The organism is Flavihumibacter sp. UBA7668, from assembly GCF_002483205.1.
Lineage (GTDB): Bacteria > Bacteroidota > Bacteroidia > Chitinophagales > Chitinophagaceae > Flavihumibacter.
This window is the reverse complement of sequence record NZ_DLHM01000001.1, coordinates 224,792-244,961: the sequence shown is the minus strand read 5'-3', so window position 1 is coordinate 244,961 and position 20,170 is coordinate 224,792. Positions and strand designations below refer to the sequence as shown.

Below are 20,170 nucleotides of genomic sequence, written 5' to 3'. Positions count from 1 at the left end.
ACACCTGTCTGACACTTAATGGAGTTCACGGGCAACAATGGCATCGAATTGAAGGAGCAGGTTGGGGTGCCGGGAAGCTATATCCGTTGTTTCATTTATATCAACAGACAAGTCATAGAGCTGCCAGGGTGCAGCAGGGTTTGCTTTCAATCCGGTTTTTACGGCCTTCCAGTTGCCCATCCGAATAGCCCGTTGACCGCCTTTTTCAGGATATTCAAAATATAGGAATTCCCGCGTTGCCTGTGCGCTGTTTTTTCCCAACAAAGTCGGCAGAAAAGAAACCCCATCATTGGGTGGTGCCTCCACTCCGGTTAATTCTGCAAGCGTTGCCAGCACATCATATTGGGCAGAAACTAAATCGCTTACCTCGCCCGCTTTAATTTTCCCTGGCCAGCGTGCGAGAAAGGGCATCCGGATACCACCTTCATACAAATCCATTTTCAATCCGCGTAATCCGGCAACACTGTTAAAAAAGCCGGCATCCACACCGCCGTTAAATGTTGCCCCATTATCGCTGCTGAAAAAGATCAGGGTATTATCATCTAATCCGAGTTCATTAACCAGTGATAAAATTTTTCCCACCTGCGCATCCAGGTAGCTGATCATGCCGGCATAGGATGATAAAGGATTTAAGGTTGATGCATATCCCTGTTGCCCATAATATGGTTTTTCATCAAACTGACCTTTATACATTTCTACCCAGGCATCCGGAACCTGCAAAGATGCATGCGGAATGGTATAGGGGAGGTATAAAAAGAAAGGCTGATCTTTCCTATTACGGATAAACTGTTCAGCTTTCTCTGTCATTTTATCCGGTGCATACACAGCGCCTTTAAAATAATCGAAATCAGCTGCTACAGCAGTTGCCGGATCCAGTCGTCTGTGTACATCAATGAATGGCTGATGTAGTGAATCCCATTTTCCATTCTCCCACAAATGGGTTGGATAATAATTGTGTGCCTGTTTCTGATCGAGATAACCATAGCTGTAATCAAATCCATGTAATTGAGGATTACCTTCTGTATTGGCCATACCAAGGCCCCACTTGCCAATAATCCCGGTACCATACCCTTTTTTCTTCAACAAATCCGCTATGGTAATTGCCTTTGCATGCAAGGGTGCCTGTCCGCGTTCCGCTGAGTCCGGAAATCCACCGAGCTCAACATTCCCGCGAATAGTTGAATGTCCGCCATGTAATCCCGTTAACAACATCGCTCTTGCAGGCGCACAAACTGGTGTGGAGGTATAATGTTGTGTAAATCTCATGCCTTCTGAAGCCATGCGATCGAGATGAGGCGTCTTTATTTTGGTTTGTCCATAGCAGCCTAATTCGCCATAACCCAGGTCATCTGCATAGATATAAATGATATTTGGCAGTGCTGATTTCTTAGGTTGATCCGAAGTTGGGCGGACGGAAGTATTGCAGGCAAGCTGAATTGCTAAAACGAAAAGCAGGTTAACAAAAAGTGCAAACTTTTTCATTCGTTGAAATTATGGTTTTTAAAAGTGAGGGATTATTCCAATACATTTTCGCACAAACGATTGCATTAGGCCATTTGATAGCTTCTTGATATATTCATTTATCGGTTACTGCTAATAACCACAGGGACACCAAAACAAATCTGCCATGCACGAAGATTGCAAACCGGCATATGATTGCGAAAAACTCTACCGGATTTTCGAGGAGGTTTATGACCAGTTACTTGGCATAGGAAGGATGCGAAGGCTTGAGGAGGCCATTCAAAAAGATCTTATTCATGAACTCTTTCTTTCCTTTTACGAAAAGAAAATTGACCTGGAACTAGTCACTAATCCCACTTCTTATATCGTAACAGCCTACAAAAGAAAAATTATCGATTTTTACCGGGAATCAGCCCGTTTTTCGGTTGATGACAGCTGGATGAATCACTCGCTGACCCTCATGCCCTCTCCCGAATCTACCCTGATTGAAAAGGAGCGGATTCTTGAACTCTCCGGATTATTGCGAAAATCTTACGATCAGCTGCCGGACCGTTGCAAAAAAGCCATTTATCTTAAATACTACAAAGGGCTGACGGCTGCTGCCATCCAACAGGAAACCGGCTGGTCGGCTCAAAGTACCTATAATTATTTGTCGATCGGCTTAAAACAGCTGAAAGCGTCACTGGAACTGCATCCGCAATTGGCAAAAGGAGGAGTTTCCCTGCTGGTTCTGTTCCTTCTTCTGCAACAATTTTAAAATAATTTAAAAAAAGCAGGTAGATTTTTCCGGTCCATCCGTCTATACGATATAAGTCAATCGTATGATCGAGAAAAGGGCCCTGGAGGAATTACTGGAGGATACGGATTTTATCCGCTACAGCACCCGGCCATCGGAGGCGGATAAGGCCTATTGGGCTGCTTATCTCACCGCCTATCCGGATGATCAGCATAAACTGGAAGAAGCCAAAACCATCCTGCTGGCTATGTTTGGCATGCTACAGGCCGAAGAAAGAGGAAAGGAACTGGACCGCTTAAAACTGGCTATTCAACTGGCAACATCTGAACCAACTGAATCAAACCTGCCGAAAAAGGTAATAGCATGGAAAAAGATTGCCTGGTATGCTGCAGCTGTATTACTACCCGTGGTGGCTACCTACCTCCTGTTTCGTTCAGATAAAAATACACTCACGCAGTATAAACTGACTACTGCAGAAATTAAAGCCACCGAAAACAGCGTTTTAACGGCCAATAGTACGCTTCAAACCAGGAGAACAGAGAAACGGGCAGTTTTATTACCAGACGGCTCTAAAGTGGTTCTAAATGGCCATTCCAGCCTGGTTGTTGCAGAAGGTTTCGGAACAGACAGCCGAATCGTCCGACTTTCAGGGGAGGCTTTTTTTGATGTGGTGCATGATGACCGCTCCGCTTTCCTGGTTCAGACTCATCAGTTCACGGTAAAAGTTCATGGTACGGCATTTAATGTAAGAGCGTACAGAGATGCGCCGGTTATGGAAACCTCTCTTTTGCGAGGATCCGTTGAAATAATGCCCGCAGATTCAGGGAAGTCCATTTTTCTGAAACCAAATCAAAAATTACTGTACACTTCAGTAATGGAACCAACTTCCGTGTTGGGAGGCGTCCATCCCCAAAACATTCCCAAACCTGAAATTTCCATCGAACCCATTACAATCAGTGGCGATGGCAATTCAATTGTGGAAACAGTCTGGACAAGAAACGCACTTGAAATCAATGATGAACGCTTTGATCAGCTAAAGGAAAAATTTGAACGATGGTTCCGTGTTACCATTGAATTCGAAGATGAGGCCATCAAACAATTCCGCTTTACAGCCAGTTTCGAAAATATTCCGATGCAACAGGCACTGGAAGCAATGCAATTATCCAATACATTTTATTATGAATTAGACGGACAAACCCTACGACTCAGATCAAAATGAGGTATAAATGAAAAGGGAGTTGACTCCTCCCTTTCCGATTAGTTTAACCTACAGTGGCAGTGTTCAAGTGGTGTTGGCTACTGCCCTGTAACAAACCAAAACAAAAGTATGAAAAAATCGAAGGACTGCACGTGCCCTCCCATTCCCAGGCAGGTGCTAAAAACACTGCTGCTTATGAAACTAACGATCGCTTTGGTGCTGGTTACCTGTTTGCAGGTAACAGCCAAAACCTATTCTCAGGAGCGAATCTCGGTTCGATTTTCAGAAACCCGGCTAAAAAAAGCCCTCAAGGAAATCGAACAGCAATCATCTTATCGCTTTGTTTATAGCAGTGACCGGATTCCGGGTAATGCAACCGTTACCTATCAGGGACAAAATGTTCAGGTGGTAGATGTGTTAAGTAGTATTTTATCGGCAACCGAATTGCGCTATAAAGTATTGGCAAATCGGATTGTGGTGATTACCAACATTGGAAACGAGGATCAGAACAAAACCGTAACCGGTACCGTTCGGGGTCCAAATGGCGAAACCTTATCAGGCGCTACCGTTCAGGTAAAAGGAAGTTCTCTTATGACCACTACCAATGAGGCCGGTGTCTTTTCCATTTCCGTTCCAGATAATGATGCTGTGTTGATTATTTCCTATGTGGATATGCAGCCCGCCGAATTTAAAGTAGGCACCAATTCAACCATCAATATTCAATTGAAGGCAGTTGATCAGTCGATGAATGAAGTTGTTGTAGTTGGTTATGGCACCCAGAAAAAAGTGAGTATGACCAGTGCTGTTACGCAGGTTAAAGGAGAGGATCTGGTACGTCGTCCGGTTTCCAATTTGCAACAGGCTTTGCAGGGACAGGCACCCGGACTAACGGTATTGGACAGGGGCGGAGAACCCGGACGATCATCGGCAACCATGCGGGTCAGGGGTACTACTACATTTTCCGGAAATAGTTCAGGAAACAGTTCACCACTCATTATCGTAGATGGTGTTGAGCAGACCATGTTTAACCTCAATCCGGAGGATGTAGAAAGTATTTCTGTATTGAAAGATGCTTCTTCAACGGCTATTTATGGGTCAAGGGCAGCTAACGGAGTAGTGCTGATTACCACGAAAAGAGCTAAATCCGGTAAGGTGCAGATCGCGTACAATGGATATTATGCCATTCAAAAATCTGTGAACCAGCCGGAGAATATGGAGTTGGAAAAATATATGCGGTATCAGCAGCTGGCCTATACCAACCAGGGATTGGCAATTCCTGCCCGCTACACTGATGAAAGCATCGATACCTGGGTAAATTCAACGGATCGTTACAGGTATCCGGATGTGAATACCTGGTTCAAAACAGTTTTGAAACCAGCACCTCAGCATAGTCATAACATTTCCTTTAGCGGAGGTAATGAATTTTCCCGCACCAGAGTGAGTTTGCGGTATATGGATCAGGGTGGCATAGCCCCGAATTACAGTGCGTCGGTTCGTGAAGTACGAATCAATAATGACATGCAATTGCACAAACGCTTAAAAATGAGTGCCGATTTCAACTATCGGTACAATATGTCCAGAAGCCCGTTTGCATCTGATGTGTTCAATCGATTCTTTCATGGAACACTTTTCGCTGCGCCAAAATATCCGGATGGAACGTACGGCTTGAGCCAACAGGGCTTTAACCCCTTATTGATTGCGGAGCAATCAGGCAAAAATAATATAGCCAGTAATTATTTTTATACATCCGGTAAAATGGAATATCAGTTACTGAAGGGACTAACCCTCAGTGCGCAGGTTTCAGCTGTAATTGATTTTACAGAGCAGAAAGCCTACCGGAATGCAATCAATAATTTTGATTCACTAACCGGCAGACGGTACCAGGTTGCCAATAATGCACTAACGGAAACCCGTAACCGATATAGGGAGATTACCACCAATTATCTGGCGAATTATTCCACCAGTATTGGTCGCCATGAGATCAAGGCACTGGCTGGATTTTCTGAATTGTACAATAATGGTTATAATCTTACAGCTTATAGGGAACGCTTTTATAATAATGAGATTCAGTCAATAGGGCAGGGAGCAAATGATCCTACTAAAGACAATACGGGTTTGGAAACTAAATTCGGTCTTCGTTCCTATTTCGCCCGATTGAATTATGCCTTTGATCAGAAATACCTCCTGGAAGTGAATGGTCGTTATGATGGTTCTTCCCGGTTTACCGGAGATAATCAATATAGTTTTTTCCCCTCTTTCTCCGGCGCCTGGAGAATTACGGAGGAAGATTTCTTTGATAACCTGAATACGCCGTTCAGTGAATTAAAGATTCGCGGATCATGGGGGCAAACAGGCAACCAGACAGTTCCGCTGTATAGTTATTTCGCATCGCTTTCTCAGGGTTCTTATACGTTTGGTGGTATCGCGGCACCAACTTTTTCACAAACGGTTTTGGCAGATCCCAGTATATCCTGGGAAACCAACACGCAAACCGATATTGGATTGGAAGGAAGTTTGCTTGGTTATAAATTATCCTTCGGAATTGATTATTACAGGAAAAGAACAAGTGGCATCCTGCTTGCCCTGCCCTTGCCGGTGGTTACCGGATTTGCCTCCTCCAATCAGAATGCCGGTGTAATTGATAATAAAGGATTTGAATTTTCACTTGGTTATCGGAACAATGAGCATAAGCTCAAATACAGTTTTGGAGCTAATCTGGCATTGAATAATAATAAAGTGATTGACCTCAAAGGCGGCGGACCCTTTATCAACAGTTCCTATGACCTGGATCCCCGGTACATAGTGAAAGAAGGCTTACCTTTTAATTCACATTGGGGTTACAAAACAGATGGATTTTTCCAGAGTCAGGAAGAGATTGATAATTATCCAACAATCGCTCCCAATACAAAGCCGGGTGATGTGAAATATGTTGATCTTAATAAAGATGGCCGGATCAATGCGGATGACTGGACCGTGATTGGTAATCCATTTCCAAAATATACATTTGGGGCTGTTGCAGAACTATCCTACCGGAATTTCTCTCTGAATCTGCTTTTCCAGGGTGCGGCGGATGTGGATACCCGTTTATCCGGTGCCTTGTCGGAGTATGGGATATTTGAAGGATTTACACATGAAATTGTAACAGATAATTACTGGACACCGGAGCGCCCGAATGCAAGATTTCCACTTCCCCGCAAAAGCGATCAGCGGAATGTAAATACTTCTGATCAGTTGATTATAGATGGCTCGTACCTGCGGCTTAAAAATCTGCAGCTGACCTATACGGTTCCTGCCAATTTATTGCAGAAAGCAGGTATTAATGGTGCAAGGTTTTATGTGTCAGGTACCAATCTGCTGACCTTTTCCAAATTGAATGAATGGAATCTGGATCCGGAAGCAGAATCTGGTCGGGGTATTTATTACCCGCAAACCAGCCTTTATACGCTTGGACTGAATCTTAATTTTTAAGTCGTCAACCCAATCAAAATGAAAAAATCGTTTAGCTATATAATTTTATATTCAGCAATACTGTCTGCAGTTTTCAGTTCCTGTAAAAAAGATATACTGGAAACCATTCCCAATGATCGGGTTTCTTCTGCCATTTACTGGCGTACGGAATCGGATGCGATTTATGCGGTCAATTCCGTTTATTCCTCCCTCGATGCAGTTAATCTTTTTGTGCTGGATGGAGTATCGGATATCGGTCATACCAATACTACGTTCACCGTTGAGTTTAATATTGAAAATGGAACCTATGATGCTTCGCATTCAAGGATACAGACCGAATGGCAGAATGGATATCGGGGTGTATTTCTTGCCAATGATGTGTTGGCCAATATTGATCGGGTTAGCACCACCAATACGGCTTTACTGGATCGGTTAAAATCGGAAACCAGAGTGCTGCGTGCTTACTATTACATGAAATTAACCGGATTGTACGGCGAAGTGCCCTTGATTACAACTCCGATAACAGCAGCAGAAGGTTTAGCGATTGCGCGTACTTCCCAAACCGAAATCTGGAATTTTATCAATACCGAATTGACAGAGTCGGCAAATGCATTGCCGGCAACTTATCCCAATGCGGATAAGGGAAGAATTACTAAGGGGGCTGCATTGGCATTAAAAGCAAGGGCTAATTTATGGGCTGGAAATTATTCAGAAGCAGCTACTGCAGCAAAAGCCGTAATGGATCTGAATGTATATGGTTTGATTGATGAGTATGGTAAGTTGTTTACCTATGCTTCTGAAGGAAGTAGGGAAGTGGTGCTGGATAAGCAATTCCTGGCCGGAACATTAACGCATAATTCCTTTGCCTATATGGGGCCTTATAGTCAGCGGAACAGTTCGAGCAATTTTGTTCCGACCAAAGCCCTGGCGGATATGTATCCGATGCAGAATGGTATGGATATTTCGGATCCTGCATCCGGTTTTGATCCGATGCAGCCTTATGTAAACCGTGATCCAAGAATGCGATTTACCATGTTTCTGGATGGTGATCCTTTGCCAAGCGGCATACTTTTTCAACCTGTTCCGGGAAGTGGCGGGGCTGATGAAGTCGGTAAAACCCAATACAATACCTCAACGGGTTACTCCGTGAAGAAATATGTATTGGCGGATGATTTACAAACACCAGGTGCAAGTGGATTGAATTTCATTCTGTTGCGCTATGCGGAAGTGTTATTGACGTATGCGGAAGCGAAGATTGAATTGAATCAGATCGATCAATCGGTATATGATGCGATCAATGCTGTTAGAACCCGTCCGGATGTGGATTTGCCTGCGCTTGAAACCGGTATGAGTCAGGAGGATTTACTGGAAGCAGTTCGACGGGAGCGAACGATTGAACTGGCGTTTGAGGGTTGGCGTTTATTTGATATCCGCCGATGGAAAATTGGTCCGGATGTGATGACTGGTCCGGTTTATGGAATAACTTATTACGAGAATGGAAATCCGGTTACTGTTGAAGTGCCGAGTGTGGATCGTGTTTTTGATCCTTCCAAACATTATCTCTGGCCAATTCCTCAAAAGGAAAATGCGTTGAATCCGGCATTAGGTCAGAACCCCGGCTGGTAATTTAGGTGTCAGACAGGTGTTAGAACGTTGTTGGAGAGACGTCAGATACATGTTCTAACAACATTCTAACACCTGTCTGACACTTCTCTAACAACGTTCTAACACCTGTCTGACGTTTGTTACAACACACCCGCGGGACGAACTTCGGATCCGGTCATTTTGTTCAGGCCATCGCCAAGTGTTTTTCGGTATTGATCAGCCAATTCATTCAGTTCTTTGATTACCTGGGGATACAGGTTTTGAACATCACGGTCTTCTCCGGGATCTGTCCAAAGATCATATAGCGCCAGCTTCACTGAATCGATTCCGTATTTTCCGGGAAACCCATCTTTTCCCAATTGAGCAGGTGGGCCATAAGTTTGTGATTGTGCCGGAAATACTAATTTGAATCGCTCATTCCGAATCGCCTTGAGATTATTTTTGTCATAATAGTAGACAAATTCTTTTCTTCCGATTTCAGCTGATTTTCCAACTAGTACATTCGCCATATTGATTCCATCAATTTTCTTTTCAGGTGATGGTGCACCACACAAACTAATAAGCGTTGGTAAAATTTCCATTGTTGTTGCAAGCTGATTATTTACTATTCCGGCAGGTAAAGTTCCTTTCCAACTCATGATACAGGGAACTTTTACACCACCTTCCCAGGCAGTACCTTTTCCTTCCCGTAAGCCGGTCGTGTTGCCCGCATGGTTTCCGAACGTTAACCAGGGTCCATTATCACTTGTGAAAATCACTAGTGTATTTTCCAGCAAACGATTTTCTTCCAATGTTTTCATAATTGCCCCAATAGACCAATCCACTTCTTCCATAACATCACCAAACAAACCGCCTTTACTTTTACCCTTAAATTTTTCACTTGCAGCAATAGGAGTATGTACCATCGGATGCGCGAGATACAAAAAGAAGGGTGATTTTTTATTCTTTTGAATAAAATGAATGGCCCGGTCAGTGAATCGTTTGGTTAATTGAGCCTGATCATCCAGTGTCCTAATATATTCAACTGGTTTATTTCCTTCGATCAATGGAAGAACCGGATAAGTTGACCGGTAACTGGTGGTGTCTGTCCAGGGAGTTCCATCATAATAAACCGGCCACATATCATTGGAATAAGGGATTCCTAAATATTCGTCGAATCCATGCTGTAATGGAAGATATGGCTCTTTGTGACCAAGATGCCATTTTCCAACCATGCCGGTTTTATATCCGCTTTTTTTCAATAATTCAGGAATGGTTTCTTCACTGGTATTCAGTCCAAATTTAGCATTGTGATCGATGGCGCCTGAAATGCCTATCCGGGTGGGATAACAACCCGTAAGCAACGCGCTACGCGATGCTGTGCAGACTGCCTGAGCGGCATAAAAATTGGTGAATCGGATTCCGGAATATGCCAGTTTGTCAATGTTTGGCGTTTGATATGGACCTCCACCATAACATACCGGATCACCATAGCCCATATCGTCCATAAAGATTAAAATGACATTCGGTTTGGAAGGCGGATATTCCAGTTTTTCGGGTGCTGCTTCAGGTTTAAACGATACCAGTACCGCACAACCGAAAAGCAATGCAAAATATATTTTTCGCATATCGTAATTATTTTTCTGAAGATACATAAAAATCAGTCTGGATAAGCATTTCAGACGTTTTTACAAGATATTTTATGTAGATTTGAATACTAAGATTGAAGCCATGAAAAATATATCACGTAAATGTATAACCGAACTATTATTTATTATTTTTTTAAGTTTTGTTTTTTTGGATTTGGAAGCTCAAAAAAGAGATCGCTTGCCTAATATTATTTACATACTTGCAGATGATTTAGGATATGGTGATCTGGGGTGCTATGGACAGGAAAAAATAAAAACACCACATATCGATCAATTGGCAAATAGGGGCAAGCGATTTACGAATTTTTATGCAGGCAGTACTGTTTGTGCACCATCCCGCGCAGCTCTGATGACAGGAAAACACACAGGTCATGTATCAATTCGTGGTAATGGTGAATTCCCCTTACCTAAGGAAGAAAAAACAATTTCCGAAGTTTTAAAACAGAAAGGATATGTAAATGGCATGATGGGAAAATGGGGGTTGGGTCTTGCTGGTACCAGTGGTTCGCCAGAAACCCGGGGATGGGATTATTTTTCAGGACATGCGCACCATGTTGAGGGACATTATCAACATCCCGATTCTGCATGGAAGATTCTACATAATCAACTCATTAAAATTAAAGTTCCCGATAATCTTTACGTGAATGAATGGTTTACCAATGAAGCAATCAATTTTATTAATAAAGAAAAAGAAAACCCATTTTTTCTTTACCTGTCCTTTACACTTCCACATGCTGAGCTGGTGGTTCCTGATCAATATCTGAAACAATATCTAAATGAAAAGGGAGAAAGTGTTTTTGTTCCTGAGCATGCGCATCTGCCCGGACAGCATTACGGCCCACAGCCGAATCCCAAAGCGGCTTACGCAGCAATGGTGACTCAAATGGACGATTATGTTGGAAGAGTTGTAAAGAGGATAAATGAGCTTGGATTGGATGATGAAACCATTATAATTTTTACAAGTGATAATGGTACGCATATTGAAGGTGGGAGAAAGTTAACTGATGCAATAGATTATTTTCAAAGCAGTGGTCCATTCAAAGGCATCAAGAGGGATATGTATGAAGGCGGTATAAGGGTGCCGTTTATTATCCGGTGGGATAAACAAATTCAAAATGGAAGTATCACAGATCTACCTGCTGCTAATTGGGATATGATGGCCAGTTTTGCAGAAATTGCTCAAATAGCTACTCCTTCCTTTGATGGTATATCGCTTGTTCCGATTTGGAAAAATCAACTTTCTAAATCTGCCATAAGGAAATATTCCAACCGCTCCTTTTATTGGGAATTTTATGAGCAGGGTTACAAACAGGCAGTACGAAAAGGCAACTGGAAAGCAATTCGATATTATAAGGAAAGCCAACCTGTTCGAACTGAATTATACAATCTAAGCCATGACAGAGGGGAAACCAATGACCTGTCCTCAACTCAGCCAGCTGTGGTTAAAGAGCTTGAAAAAATTATGAATGAGCAGCGAAAACCTTCTGATAATGCGGCTTTCCAGATTAAATAGGTTTTTCTTCCTTCGTCCATATATCAACCTTTTTCCTGTTTCCTACAAGTAGTAATAAGTCATTTTCCATCAATATGAAATCAGAGGAAGGGTTTAATAATCTTTCCTCTGTTCTTTCAAGACCTACAACAAGTGTGTTGGTGTTTTCCATTAACCCGGTTGCACGAATTGATTTTCCAATGAATGGATGTCCATTCGTTAATTGAAGTCTGAACGGTTCAATTTCCGTTCTTATTTCACTTGTTTCGATTTCATTGTTTCTAAAAACAACCTGTAATTTTTGCACCTGAATTTCAGTTCCGATAACAAATATTTCATCACCTGGAAAAATACAATCATTCTTGTTTGGTGTAACAATTGTATAGGTTTCTCTTTTTATGAGAACCAGATTAATACCAATTTTTTCTCTCCAGGCCAATAGATGCAGAGGTTGTCCAAGGAACTTGTAATATTTTTCAATTTTAATTGGATATATACGTGCATTCCAGGGAGCCAGTTCCTTTTGTCCTCCATGATAAGAGGTTGTTTCCCGCTGGTTAAGATTATTTATAAATCTTTTTTCAATCCTATTGTAGAGTAATTGAATTTTTTGTGAGAAGATAAAAAGAAGTATCAGTCCGGTCAGTACGACCAACAAACCTCCATAATAATGAAAGAATGTAAAAACCAGCAATCCGATTAGCAGGCAGGCGATGATCAGTTTGATAGAATGAATCATTTTAATCAAACGCGGATTTACTGTTTCGCTATTATACTCTTTATAGACAGGAACTTTTATTGCAAATGCCCACAAAAAAGGTGCAATACTAAGGAAGGTTAAGCCTGCCAGTGCGTAATTGATCCAGAATTCACTTCGCCAGCTAATCAGTGCTGGTTGTAATAAGCGGGCACTCGCTAAAATTATACTAACAATGATAGTAACCTGCAATCCGCCAATAAGAAGCTGTTGCTGGAGGAATCTTTTCCATGAGCTGGATGTTCTTGCTTTATTTACAGAAAGATTATATAAACGCATCCGCTCCAGCATTGCTGATGGTAAGCTATTTTCCAATATTTTTGCAGCTCCCCCTGAAATTTTTATCAGATAGGGGGTTGTTAGGGTCGTAACAGCGGAAATGGAAACTGCAATAGGATATAAAAATTCACTTGTCACATTTAAGGTTGTTCCCAGTGTGGCAATAATGAAAGAGAATTCTCCTATTTGAGCAAGACTGAAGCCTGCCTGTATGGATGTTTGAAAACTTTGTCCGGATAATAGTGCACCTAAGCCTGAGCTGAGGATTTTTCCAATTATTGTTACGCCGCATAATAGCAGAATGGGTACAGCATATTCCTGTAGAACAACCGGATTTATCAACATACCAACTGATACAAAGAATATAGCACCAAACAAATCTTTCAAAGGCATTACCAGATGCTCAATGCGTTCTGCTTTCGTGGTTTCTGCCAGTATTGATCCCATCACAAAGGCTCCTAACGCAGGAGAGAAGCCAACCTGATTTGCCAATACCACCATTCCAAAGCACAGTGTTACGGATAAAACAAGTAATAATTCATTGGTCAGTATATTTTTAGCTTTTCGTAGAAGTGTTGGAATGAAAAATATCCCCATTACAAACCAGATGACCAGGAAGAAAGCAAGCTTCAAAATAGAATAGATCATTTCAGAACCGGAGAACTGTTGACTTACGGAAAGGGTTGCCAATAATACCATCAATATAATAGCAACCAGATCCTCAACAATCAGCACACCGAAAACAAGTGATGCAAACTGCCTTGATTTGTAGCCCAGTTCATCGAATGCACGTATAATGATGGTTGTGGAGGAGATGGATAATATGCCACCCAAAAACAAGCTGTCGATATGTGACCAGCCCATTGCTATTCCGGTGCAATAACCAATAACGCTCATGGCGACCACCTCCACTACAGCTGTAATGGAGGCTGATCCGCCAACTTTTAAGAGCTTCCTGAAACTGAATTCCAATCCCAGGCTAAACAATAGGAAGATAACCCCAATCTCTGCCCACACTTTTATATTGTCAACTTCATATACTGTTGGAAACCATCTGAAATAGGGACTAACAACAAAGCCGGCAAGTATATAACCTAATACCAGCGGTTGTTTTAGCCATTTAAAAAGCAGCGTGGTTATGGCAGCCACTCCAAGTATAAGAGCAAGATCCAGTATTAAATGAGGCAGATGATTCATTTGAAAATGGTTTTATGCACCTTGTATTAATTTAAGGAGGTAATTCTTTATTTGCAGAGCCTCTGCTTCCTTTTCCGGCAGAATACTTGTGTTGTCATTGTTGTAATCAAAAAAAACAAACTCTTCCTCCTTGTTCTGATAGGTAATAGTAAGCCCCATCCGTACAACTACAGTATCCAATCTCATCTGTTTTCCTTCCTGCCTGAGTTCTTCGGTCTCCCGAAACGAATTGATTTTAGAAATTTGTTTAATATCAATTACTGCTGCATCCGGATGTGGACCTGTAGAGCGAATTAGTATTAGTTGTTCTGCATCCGGATAAACAGCCAATAATTGTTCTGTTTGCCAGAACAATGTTTTCTCTTTTTGCTTCAGGTTAGGATAATTATGTTCTAAGAACAGAAGCATTAATTCTTCTCTTTTTTTTCGTGACTTATTTTGAGAATAGCGAAGAAGAAGAATAAGTATTAATACGGGCACAAAAAGTACTGCCACGATAATCAATTCATTCATGGTAATAAATTAATGACATAATAATTTTAGTTACTTCAGTATTGGTGAAGTAGCAGAAAAAATTGATGTCTACCAGAAATGATGCTTGGGATAGAGCAATCCAAGAATAGCATCTTGAATCCAGGAATGTTCTTTTTTTCTAAATTGAACAGCTAGTAGTAATTCCAAGCTGGTTGTAAATCCATTATTCTCAGGTGTATTTTTTGCAACAACTGATTCGGATTCTTCTTCTGTTCTTACAGACCGTATCTTTAGCAGGGCAACTTTATTGAAATGATCTTTGGAGCCGGGGAGTTTTTTTTCAATATCCTGCTTTCCCGAAATCCCAATTGTTCGGGATTTTCCAGTACTATAACTAGCTCCGGGATTCGCCAGTATGCTTGCCCCGATACTACAGAATAACCATATAAAGATCAAAAAACGCACGCACGAAAGTACAAATAAAAAAAACCATAACCAGTAAAAAACCGGTTATGGTTGTTAAAAAGATATACTACGCTTTATTTTACGTTGGCACTTACAATTTTAGCAAGGTCAAACATGGAAATCTGATTTTTACCGGCAAAAAGTACTTTCAATTTTGCATCGGCATTGATCATGCGCTTATTGGTACTATCCTGTAATTTATTTTTCTTGATATAATCCCAAATCTTTTTAGTGATATCAGGACGTGATGCTGGTTTATTACCAATTACATCAGCCAGTGCTGCACTGGGAGTTAAGGGAGCCATGAAAGCGGCATTGGGGGTACGCTTTTTAGCAGCTTTTTTTGGAGCAGCTTTCTTAGCGGGAGCAGCTTTTTTAGGGGCAGCTTTCTTAGCAGGTGCGGCTTTTTTAGCGGCAGCCTTTTTAGCGGGAGCAGCTTTTTTAGGAGCAGCTTTTTTAGCAGGAGCGGCTTTTTTAGCGGCTGCTTTCTTTGGTGCAGCCTTTTTAGCGGCTGCTTTTTTGGTTGCTTTGGCCATGATGGTCTATTTTATAAGATTTTTTGTTTATTGGTCCAATATAGGAATTATAAACAGACTGTAGTCTGTTCTTGCACAGGTGTTAATAAGTTCCGGCTAACTTTTTCCAAAATGGGCCATTTTACCCCTCTTTTCCCGGGGAAACCCCTTTTAATTGGCAAATTTTCAAAATACCGGCTTAGAAAAGCCAGTTCATTCAGCCAAATTCCCATGTGATACAACCTCCTGACTCCTGATAGTAAGGGGGATTTAGCTTTGGAGTATATAATTTAAGCAGTTATGAAAAAGATACTTGTTACAGGGGCCACAGGAGCTCAGGGTGCCAGCGTTGCCAGGGCAATCCTAGCCAATGGACAATTTTCAGTTCGGATTTTTACCAGAAATGCCGATTCACCAAGAGCCAGAGAGTTGGAAATGAAAGGAGCTGAATTATTCCAGGGAGATATGTTTAATAAAGAAGATCTTTTGTCGGCTATGCATAACTGTTATGGCGTATTTGGCGTTACCAATTTTTGGGAACATTTTGATAGAGAAACAATTATTGGAACAAATCTGTTGGATGCGGCTAAAAATGCTGCTATAGAGCACCTTGTTTTTCATACACTGGCAGATTATTCCTTATTAAGTAAGGGTTAAGGGTCAATTTCCTGTTCCCCATTGCGATGGGAAAGCAGCGCTTCAGCGATATGCAGTTTCTCTGAACCTGCCTGCAACCTTTGTTCAAATAGCTTTTTATTATGAAAATTTCCTAAGCTATTTCCCCTTACAAAAACAGTCGGATGGATCCCGATTTTTCGGATTTCCTCAGGGAGATACCAATTTGGCTATGGTAAGTGTGGAGGATCTTGGTCCTGTAGTGGTAGAATTGTTTAAAAATTCAGACCAATTCATTGGAAAAACAGTTGGTGTAGTAGCAGAAGATGAGCCATGTTCTAAGTATGCGAGTATTATGTCCAGTGTATTTGGCGTGCCAGTTCACTACCATTCTGTTCCACATCATCAATTTGCTGCACTTGGTTTTCCAGGTGCCATAGAGTTGGCCAATATGTTTGAAGTACAGCGACTCTATATTCCCGAAAGAAAGGCGGATCTGGAGTTAACAAAAAAATTGCACCCAGCAGTGCAGTCTTTTGAAAGCTGGGTGCATCAAAACAAAGAAAGGCTGCTTTCAAGTTAATGGGATAACACGAATATTTAGTATTCTTGTAACCCGATATAAAAATCGTTCGATTTATTAATGGAACTTGTTATTCAGCAAATTATTAAGGAAACAAATGAAGCCGCCAGTTTTATTCTGACAACTACGGATGGTAATCCGATTATTTACAAATCAGGACAATTTATAACCCTTCTATTCGATACCCAATTTGGAGAAAAGAGAAGGAGTTATTCATTTTCATCTTCACCTGATTTACATGAAGCGACCGCCATTACTATCAAAAAAATCCCCAATGGTGAATTTTCAAGGAAGCTGGTGGAACACGCAAAACCAGGTGATCTGCTACGGAGCAGTTCTGTAAGTGGGATGTTTTTACTTCCTGCTATTCACAGCAAAGAGCAACAGTATTTTTTCTTTGCAGCGGGTAGTGGGATTACACCCTGCTATTCAATGATTAAAACGCTATTATATACAACAAACAATCAGGTTGTACTCATTTATAGCAATCGTTCAAAGGAACAAACAATTTTTTATAACCAGTTGCTTGAATTGAAAGAATCATTTAAGCAACGGTTTGAAATTCGTTTTTTATTCAGCGATCTTTTTGATATTTACAACAGCCGTTTAGGTAAATGGCTATTACCTCAATTAGTAGAACAATACCGGAAAAAAGACAAAGCTGATTTGCTTTTTTATATATGTGGTCCCTGGGATTTTATGCAGATGGTCCAACTGACTTTATTAAGTGAACATATACCTTTGCATGCCATTCACAAAGAGAATTTCAATACCCTTCCCCGAATCAATAAGCCCCGGCCTCCAGATCTCGAGGCACATCAGGTACGTATTTATGCTAACACGGGAATACACGAATTAATGGTGCAGTATCCTGAGACCATTCTTGCGGCTGCAAAGAAATCCGGTATTCAAATACCCTATAGCTGCGAAGCTGGCAGGTGCGGAAGTTGTGTTGCTACCTGTACAAAGGGCACAGTATGGATGGCATACAATGAAGTATTAATGGATGAGGAGGTTGCTGCCGGCCGCTTTTTATGTTGTCAGGCTTATCCCGTTGATGGCGATATTGAAGTTGAACTTTCTTAATCGTATTTTCTGCCGCCTTTGTACATCAGGGAGCCCAGCGATATAGCAAATTGGGTTTCGAAAAATTGTTCTCTGACCAAGGGGTAAGCAGACTGCCCGCGCTGGCCTGCTTTCAAGCCGAAATGATAATAATAAGCACCGTTTTTACTTGGAAATGTCATACCCATGGAGCCTGCTATCGTTTGGATCGGATTTCCTGCCAGCACCAGATAGGACTGATCGTATTCCAGTGCCGCCATAAATGTTTTCCCGGGAATACTACCAAAAGGGGTTTTTCGCGTACTTGATTTACTGAATCCAGCTACCAGATTCGTACCATTGTCTGTCGTAAATCCAGCTCCCTTATAATTGACGGAGCCCCATCTCTGCTGAACCATATCCACCGTCCATTTCCATTCTTTTCTTGAATAGGCAAGTCCAGCACCAATTTTAGCCGGATAATTAAAATCTGCTACAGCAGCCTCTTCCGAAACCAGCTCATTTCCATCTCCATCCGTTACATAATTGTCTTCCATTTTTTGTAATAATCTTCCTGGTTGATAGGTTAATCCAATTGTCCATTTTCCATTTTTTAAGGGGATAGTATATTGAATTCCCGTATTATAAAGCATCCTGGTATAATTCTGATTTTGTGTAATATGCAGGGTTTGAATATTGGTTTCCACTATTTCTTTCTTGTTTACGCTGCCAAAAAGATAACCCAGCGAAACACCCAATTGCAGGTTTTTAGAAATGGAATAACCATTGCTTACAAAAAATTGATACAAGCCACCTGATCCATTGATCTGCGTTTGCAGTTTACTTTCTGTTCCTATAATATAGCGGTTACTGGTTGTCCTATAGTCAATGGTACTGTACCGTTTTAAGCCAAAAGCAGTACCCAGGCCTTTAAACAGACTAAACCCCATGGCAGCTCGTTGAACCGTAAAATCTGCGCCGCTGGTTCTGGTATCGCCTGATTTATAGTTGGAGGATTTGCCACCGAAATTCAACTCAAACATAAATCTGCTATAGGGAAAATGGCCATAGGATGCCGGATTCAACTCGTTTAATGTAGTGGTGGAAGGAAGGGCGATACCTGCCCCCGACATTCCTGCATACCCATTTTTATCCCGCAGTTCCACATCCCCAATGCCATAGGCAGAATAGATGGAATTGAGTCCACCCTGACTGAACACAGATTGATGAATAATTCCGGTTACAAATACTATCAGAATCTTTTTCATGTTAATTGGTTTGCTGATAAACAAGCATGGATAAAATAAGTCGGGTGCGATTAATCAACACGGTTTTCAAAAGATTTTCATCGCCTCCTATCTGAATTACCAGCCGCTGGCTGTTACTATTGGTTGATTGGAGTTCATATTCGATATAACTTGTTATATCATATAAGTATCTTGTGTTTCTTCCAAAATCCGTATCAATAAAAAGAGACCCCGTTTGAGTTGAATTGTCTATGCCGGCAAGTGGACCTGTTATTGCATTATTAACGTCCCGAACATACAGGTGAATTTGAGTTGGCAGTGTTCCTGGCAAATAGGAGCCGATCACCGGTTTTACTTCCAATTCCGCATTCAATAATTGAACATATCCCGCTATTTTTTTTATATCCCTGAGCCCGTTGAATTTTGCATAACAACGGATGTTTGAAAATGATTGCAGAAAAAAATAATGCTGCGTAGCAGGGAGCGCAATCTCATTTGCAGATTCAAGTCCTTCAAATGCTGTTCCGCTGAAATCCTGCGTAAACTGGTTAAACTGGTACGGTGCTCCGGTTGGATTCAGATCAATTGTTTTCGCCTTTCTTATTGAATGGTCTTCGGAATAATAAAGCCTTATCTGCAAATTGTTTTTAAATTTATATACAATATTGGTGCTTCCGGTTGCTCTGATGGTTATACCCTTCAACCAATTTTCAAACCGATCCTGATTCGATACAATGTCAGACTTCGTCTGTATCAGGGTAAATAATTCCTCTCCAAATTCCTGATCTAATAAAATTCTTATACTATCTCCTGAAGTCGGACGGAATCCACCTGAATAATTTCCGATAGGAGAGGAGTCATAGGAAAAATTCGATGTGTTATAAAACCGGCTGTTTTCAGACCGGATATTTTCTGTTAATCGATGTGCAGTGAGTTGCAGTATGGAGCTGGTATCTCCATAATACAGGCTATCTGAATAGATCAGCAGGACGAGCGAATCAAACCGGGCCGTACGATCCATATCAGGAAGCTGTTCCGGTTTATTGTATTGCATGAAATGTGATGCAGTTACAAATCCGGTAGCCGTGTCCTGAAAAATTCCGATTAGCGCATACTCATCTGATGAAGTTAATACGGAATCATCCCTGAATATACTATACTCAGCTGTCAGTGTATCCACCTGTAACAGGTAGGGGGTTTCTCCGGAACGAACCGTTTCAATAAACTGAGCTTCTTTATTACAGGCCATAAGCAGGAAGAACAGCATGCTAAAATATACTAAGCGCAACATTTTTTTGGCTGCAAGAAAAACTGATTTCGGTTAATGCAGACAGTACTGTAGACCAGCCCGTCGGTTATATAGACAAAACAAAAAAATGGTTTCGTCGCATTAAAACAGGCAGTTGCAGCATGTTGCTTTTTAACAC

General features: G+C 41.4%; 15 protein-coding genes and 1 pseudogene. 8 read left to right on the top strand and 8 right to left on the bottom strand.

Going from position 1 to position 20,170, the window contains the following annotated elements; all coding sequences use genetic code 11:
* Nucleotides 1–15 precede the first annotated feature (15 nt).
* Entirely contained in the window at nt 16–1,482 is a 1,467-nt protein-coding gene (locus B2746_RS01120) for an arylsulfatase (RefSeq protein ID WP_290789977.1), read from the bottom strand.
* 145 nt (nt 1,483–1,627) lie between these two features.
* On the opposite strand from B2746_RS01120, the gene B2746_RS01115 reads away from it, so the two are divergent.
* The 4 genes from B2746_RS01115 (at nt 1,628) to B2746_RS01100 (ending at nt 8,468) form a co-directional block, all read left to right on the top strand.
* Nucleotides 1,628–2,218 carry an RNA polymerase sigma factor gene (locus tag B2746_RS01115; protein ID WP_290789974.1) on the top strand — a complete coding sequence of 197 codons (591 nt, stop codon included), beginning with the start codon at nt 1,628–1,630 and terminating at the stop codon, nt 2,216–2,218.
* Between the two features lie 64 nt (nt 2,219–2,282).
* Entirely contained in the window at nt 2,283–3,416 is a 1,134-nt protein-coding gene (locus B2746_RS01110) for a FecR family protein (RefSeq protein WP_290789971.1), read from the top strand.
* Nucleotides 3,417–3,590: 174 nt separating this feature from the next.
* Complete coding sequence (locus B2746_RS01105) at nt 3,591–6,863, top strand: TonB-dependent receptor (protein WP_290789968.1); 3,273 nt, start codon at nt 3,591–3,593, stop codon at nt 6,861–6,863.
* 18 nt (nt 6,864–6,881) lie between these two features.
* Nucleotides 6,882–8,468 carry a RagB/SusD family nutrient uptake outer membrane protein gene (locus B2746_RS01100; protein ID WP_290789965.1) on the top strand — a complete coding sequence of 529 codons (1,587 nt, stop codon included), beginning with the start codon at nt 6,882–6,884 and terminating at the stop codon, nt 8,466–8,468.
* A gap of 119 nt (nt 8,469–8,587) precedes the next feature.
* Here the strand turns inward: B2746_RS01100 and B2746_RS01095 are convergent, their stop codons facing one another.
* On the bottom strand, nt 8,588–10,054 hold the full coding sequence (locus B2746_RS01095; RefSeq protein WP_290789963.1) for a sulfatase family protein: 1,467 nt from the start codon (nt 10,052–10,054) through the stop codon (nt 8,588–8,590).
* Between the two features lie 103 nt (nt 10,055–10,157).
* Here B2746_RS01095 and B2746_RS01090 point away from each other — a divergent pair, with 103 nt between their 5' ends.
* Nucleotides 10,158–11,588 carry an arylsulfatase gene (locus tag B2746_RS01090; protein ID WP_290789962.1) on the top strand — a complete coding sequence of 477 codons (1,431 nt, stop codon included), beginning with the start codon at nt 10,158–10,160 and terminating at the stop codon, nt 11,586–11,588.
* Here the strand turns inward: B2746_RS01090 and B2746_RS01085 are convergent.
* The 4 genes from B2746_RS01085 to B2746_RS01070 all read right to left on the bottom strand — a co-directional run bounded on the left by B2746_RS01085 (nt 11,581) and on the right by B2746_RS01070 (nt 15,275).
* Nucleotides 11,581–13,800, bottom strand: a complete 2,220-nt coding sequence (locus B2746_RS01085; protein ID WP_290789960.1) for a cation:proton antiporter — start codon at nt 13,798–13,800, stop codon at nt 11,581–11,583. The genes B2746_RS01090 and B2746_RS01085 overlap by 8 nt on opposite strands.
* Nucleotides 13,801–13,812: 12 nt before the next feature.
* Nucleotides 13,813–14,313 carry a hypothetical protein gene (locus B2746_RS01080; protein WP_290789958.1) on the bottom strand — a complete coding sequence of 167 codons (501 nt, stop codon included), beginning with the start codon at nt 14,311–14,313 and terminating at the stop codon, nt 13,813–13,815.
* A 69-nt stretch (nt 14,314–14,382) separates the two neighbouring features.
* Nucleotides 14,383–14,739 (bottom strand): hypothetical protein, encoded by a 357-nt coding sequence (locus B2746_RS01075; protein ID WP_290789956.1) that lies wholly within the window; start codon nt 14,737–14,739, stop codon nt 14,383–14,385.
* Between the two features lie 74 nt (nt 14,740–14,813).
* Nucleotides 14,814–15,275, bottom strand: coding sequence for an SWIB/MDM2 domain-containing protein (locus B2746_RS01070; protein ID WP_290789954.1), 462 nt, complete (start codon nt 15,273–15,275; stop codon nt 14,814–14,816).
* Nucleotides 15,276–15,554: 279 nt separating this feature from the next.
* Between B2746_RS01070 and B2746_RS01065 the strand changes: the two genes are divergently transcribed.
* The 3 genes and pseudogenes from B2746_RS01065 (at nt 15,555) to B2746_RS01055 (ending at nt 17,538) form a co-directional block, all read left to right on the top strand.
* The gene (locus B2746_RS01065; protein WP_290789952.1) at nt 15,555–15,911 is read left to right on the top strand and encodes an NmrA family NAD(P)-binding protein; all 357 of its coding nucleotides are present in this window, start codon (nt 15,555–15,557) and stop codon (nt 15,909–15,911) included.
* A gap of 10 nt (nt 15,912–15,921) precedes the next feature.
* A pseudogene (locus B2746_RS01060) lies at nt 15,922–16,452 on the top strand (NmrA family NAD(P)-binding protein); the annotation flags it as partial.
* A 60-nt stretch (nt 16,453–16,512) separates the two neighbouring features.
* The gene (locus B2746_RS01055) at nt 16,513–17,538 is read left to right on the top strand and encodes a flavin reductase family protein (RefSeq protein WP_290789950.1); all 1,026 of its coding nucleotides are present in this window, start codon (nt 16,513–16,515) and stop codon (nt 17,536–17,538) included.
* Here B2746_RS01055 and B2746_RS01050 read toward each other — a convergent pair.
* Complete coding sequence (locus B2746_RS01050) at nt 17,535–18,764, bottom strand: hypothetical protein (RefSeq protein WP_290789947.1); 1,230 nt, start codon at nt 18,762–18,764, stop codon at nt 17,535–17,537. The two genes, B2746_RS01055 and B2746_RS01050, sit on opposite strands and share 4 nt — an antisense overlap.
* A gap of 1 nt (nt 18,765) precedes the next feature.
* Nucleotides 18,766–20,034: a DUF4270 family protein gene (locus B2746_RS01045; RefSeq protein ID WP_290789944.1), complete on the bottom strand. Its 1,269-nt coding sequence runs from the start codon at nt 20,032–20,034 to the stop codon at nt 18,766–18,768.
* Nucleotides 20,035–20,170: the final 136 nt, after the last annotated feature.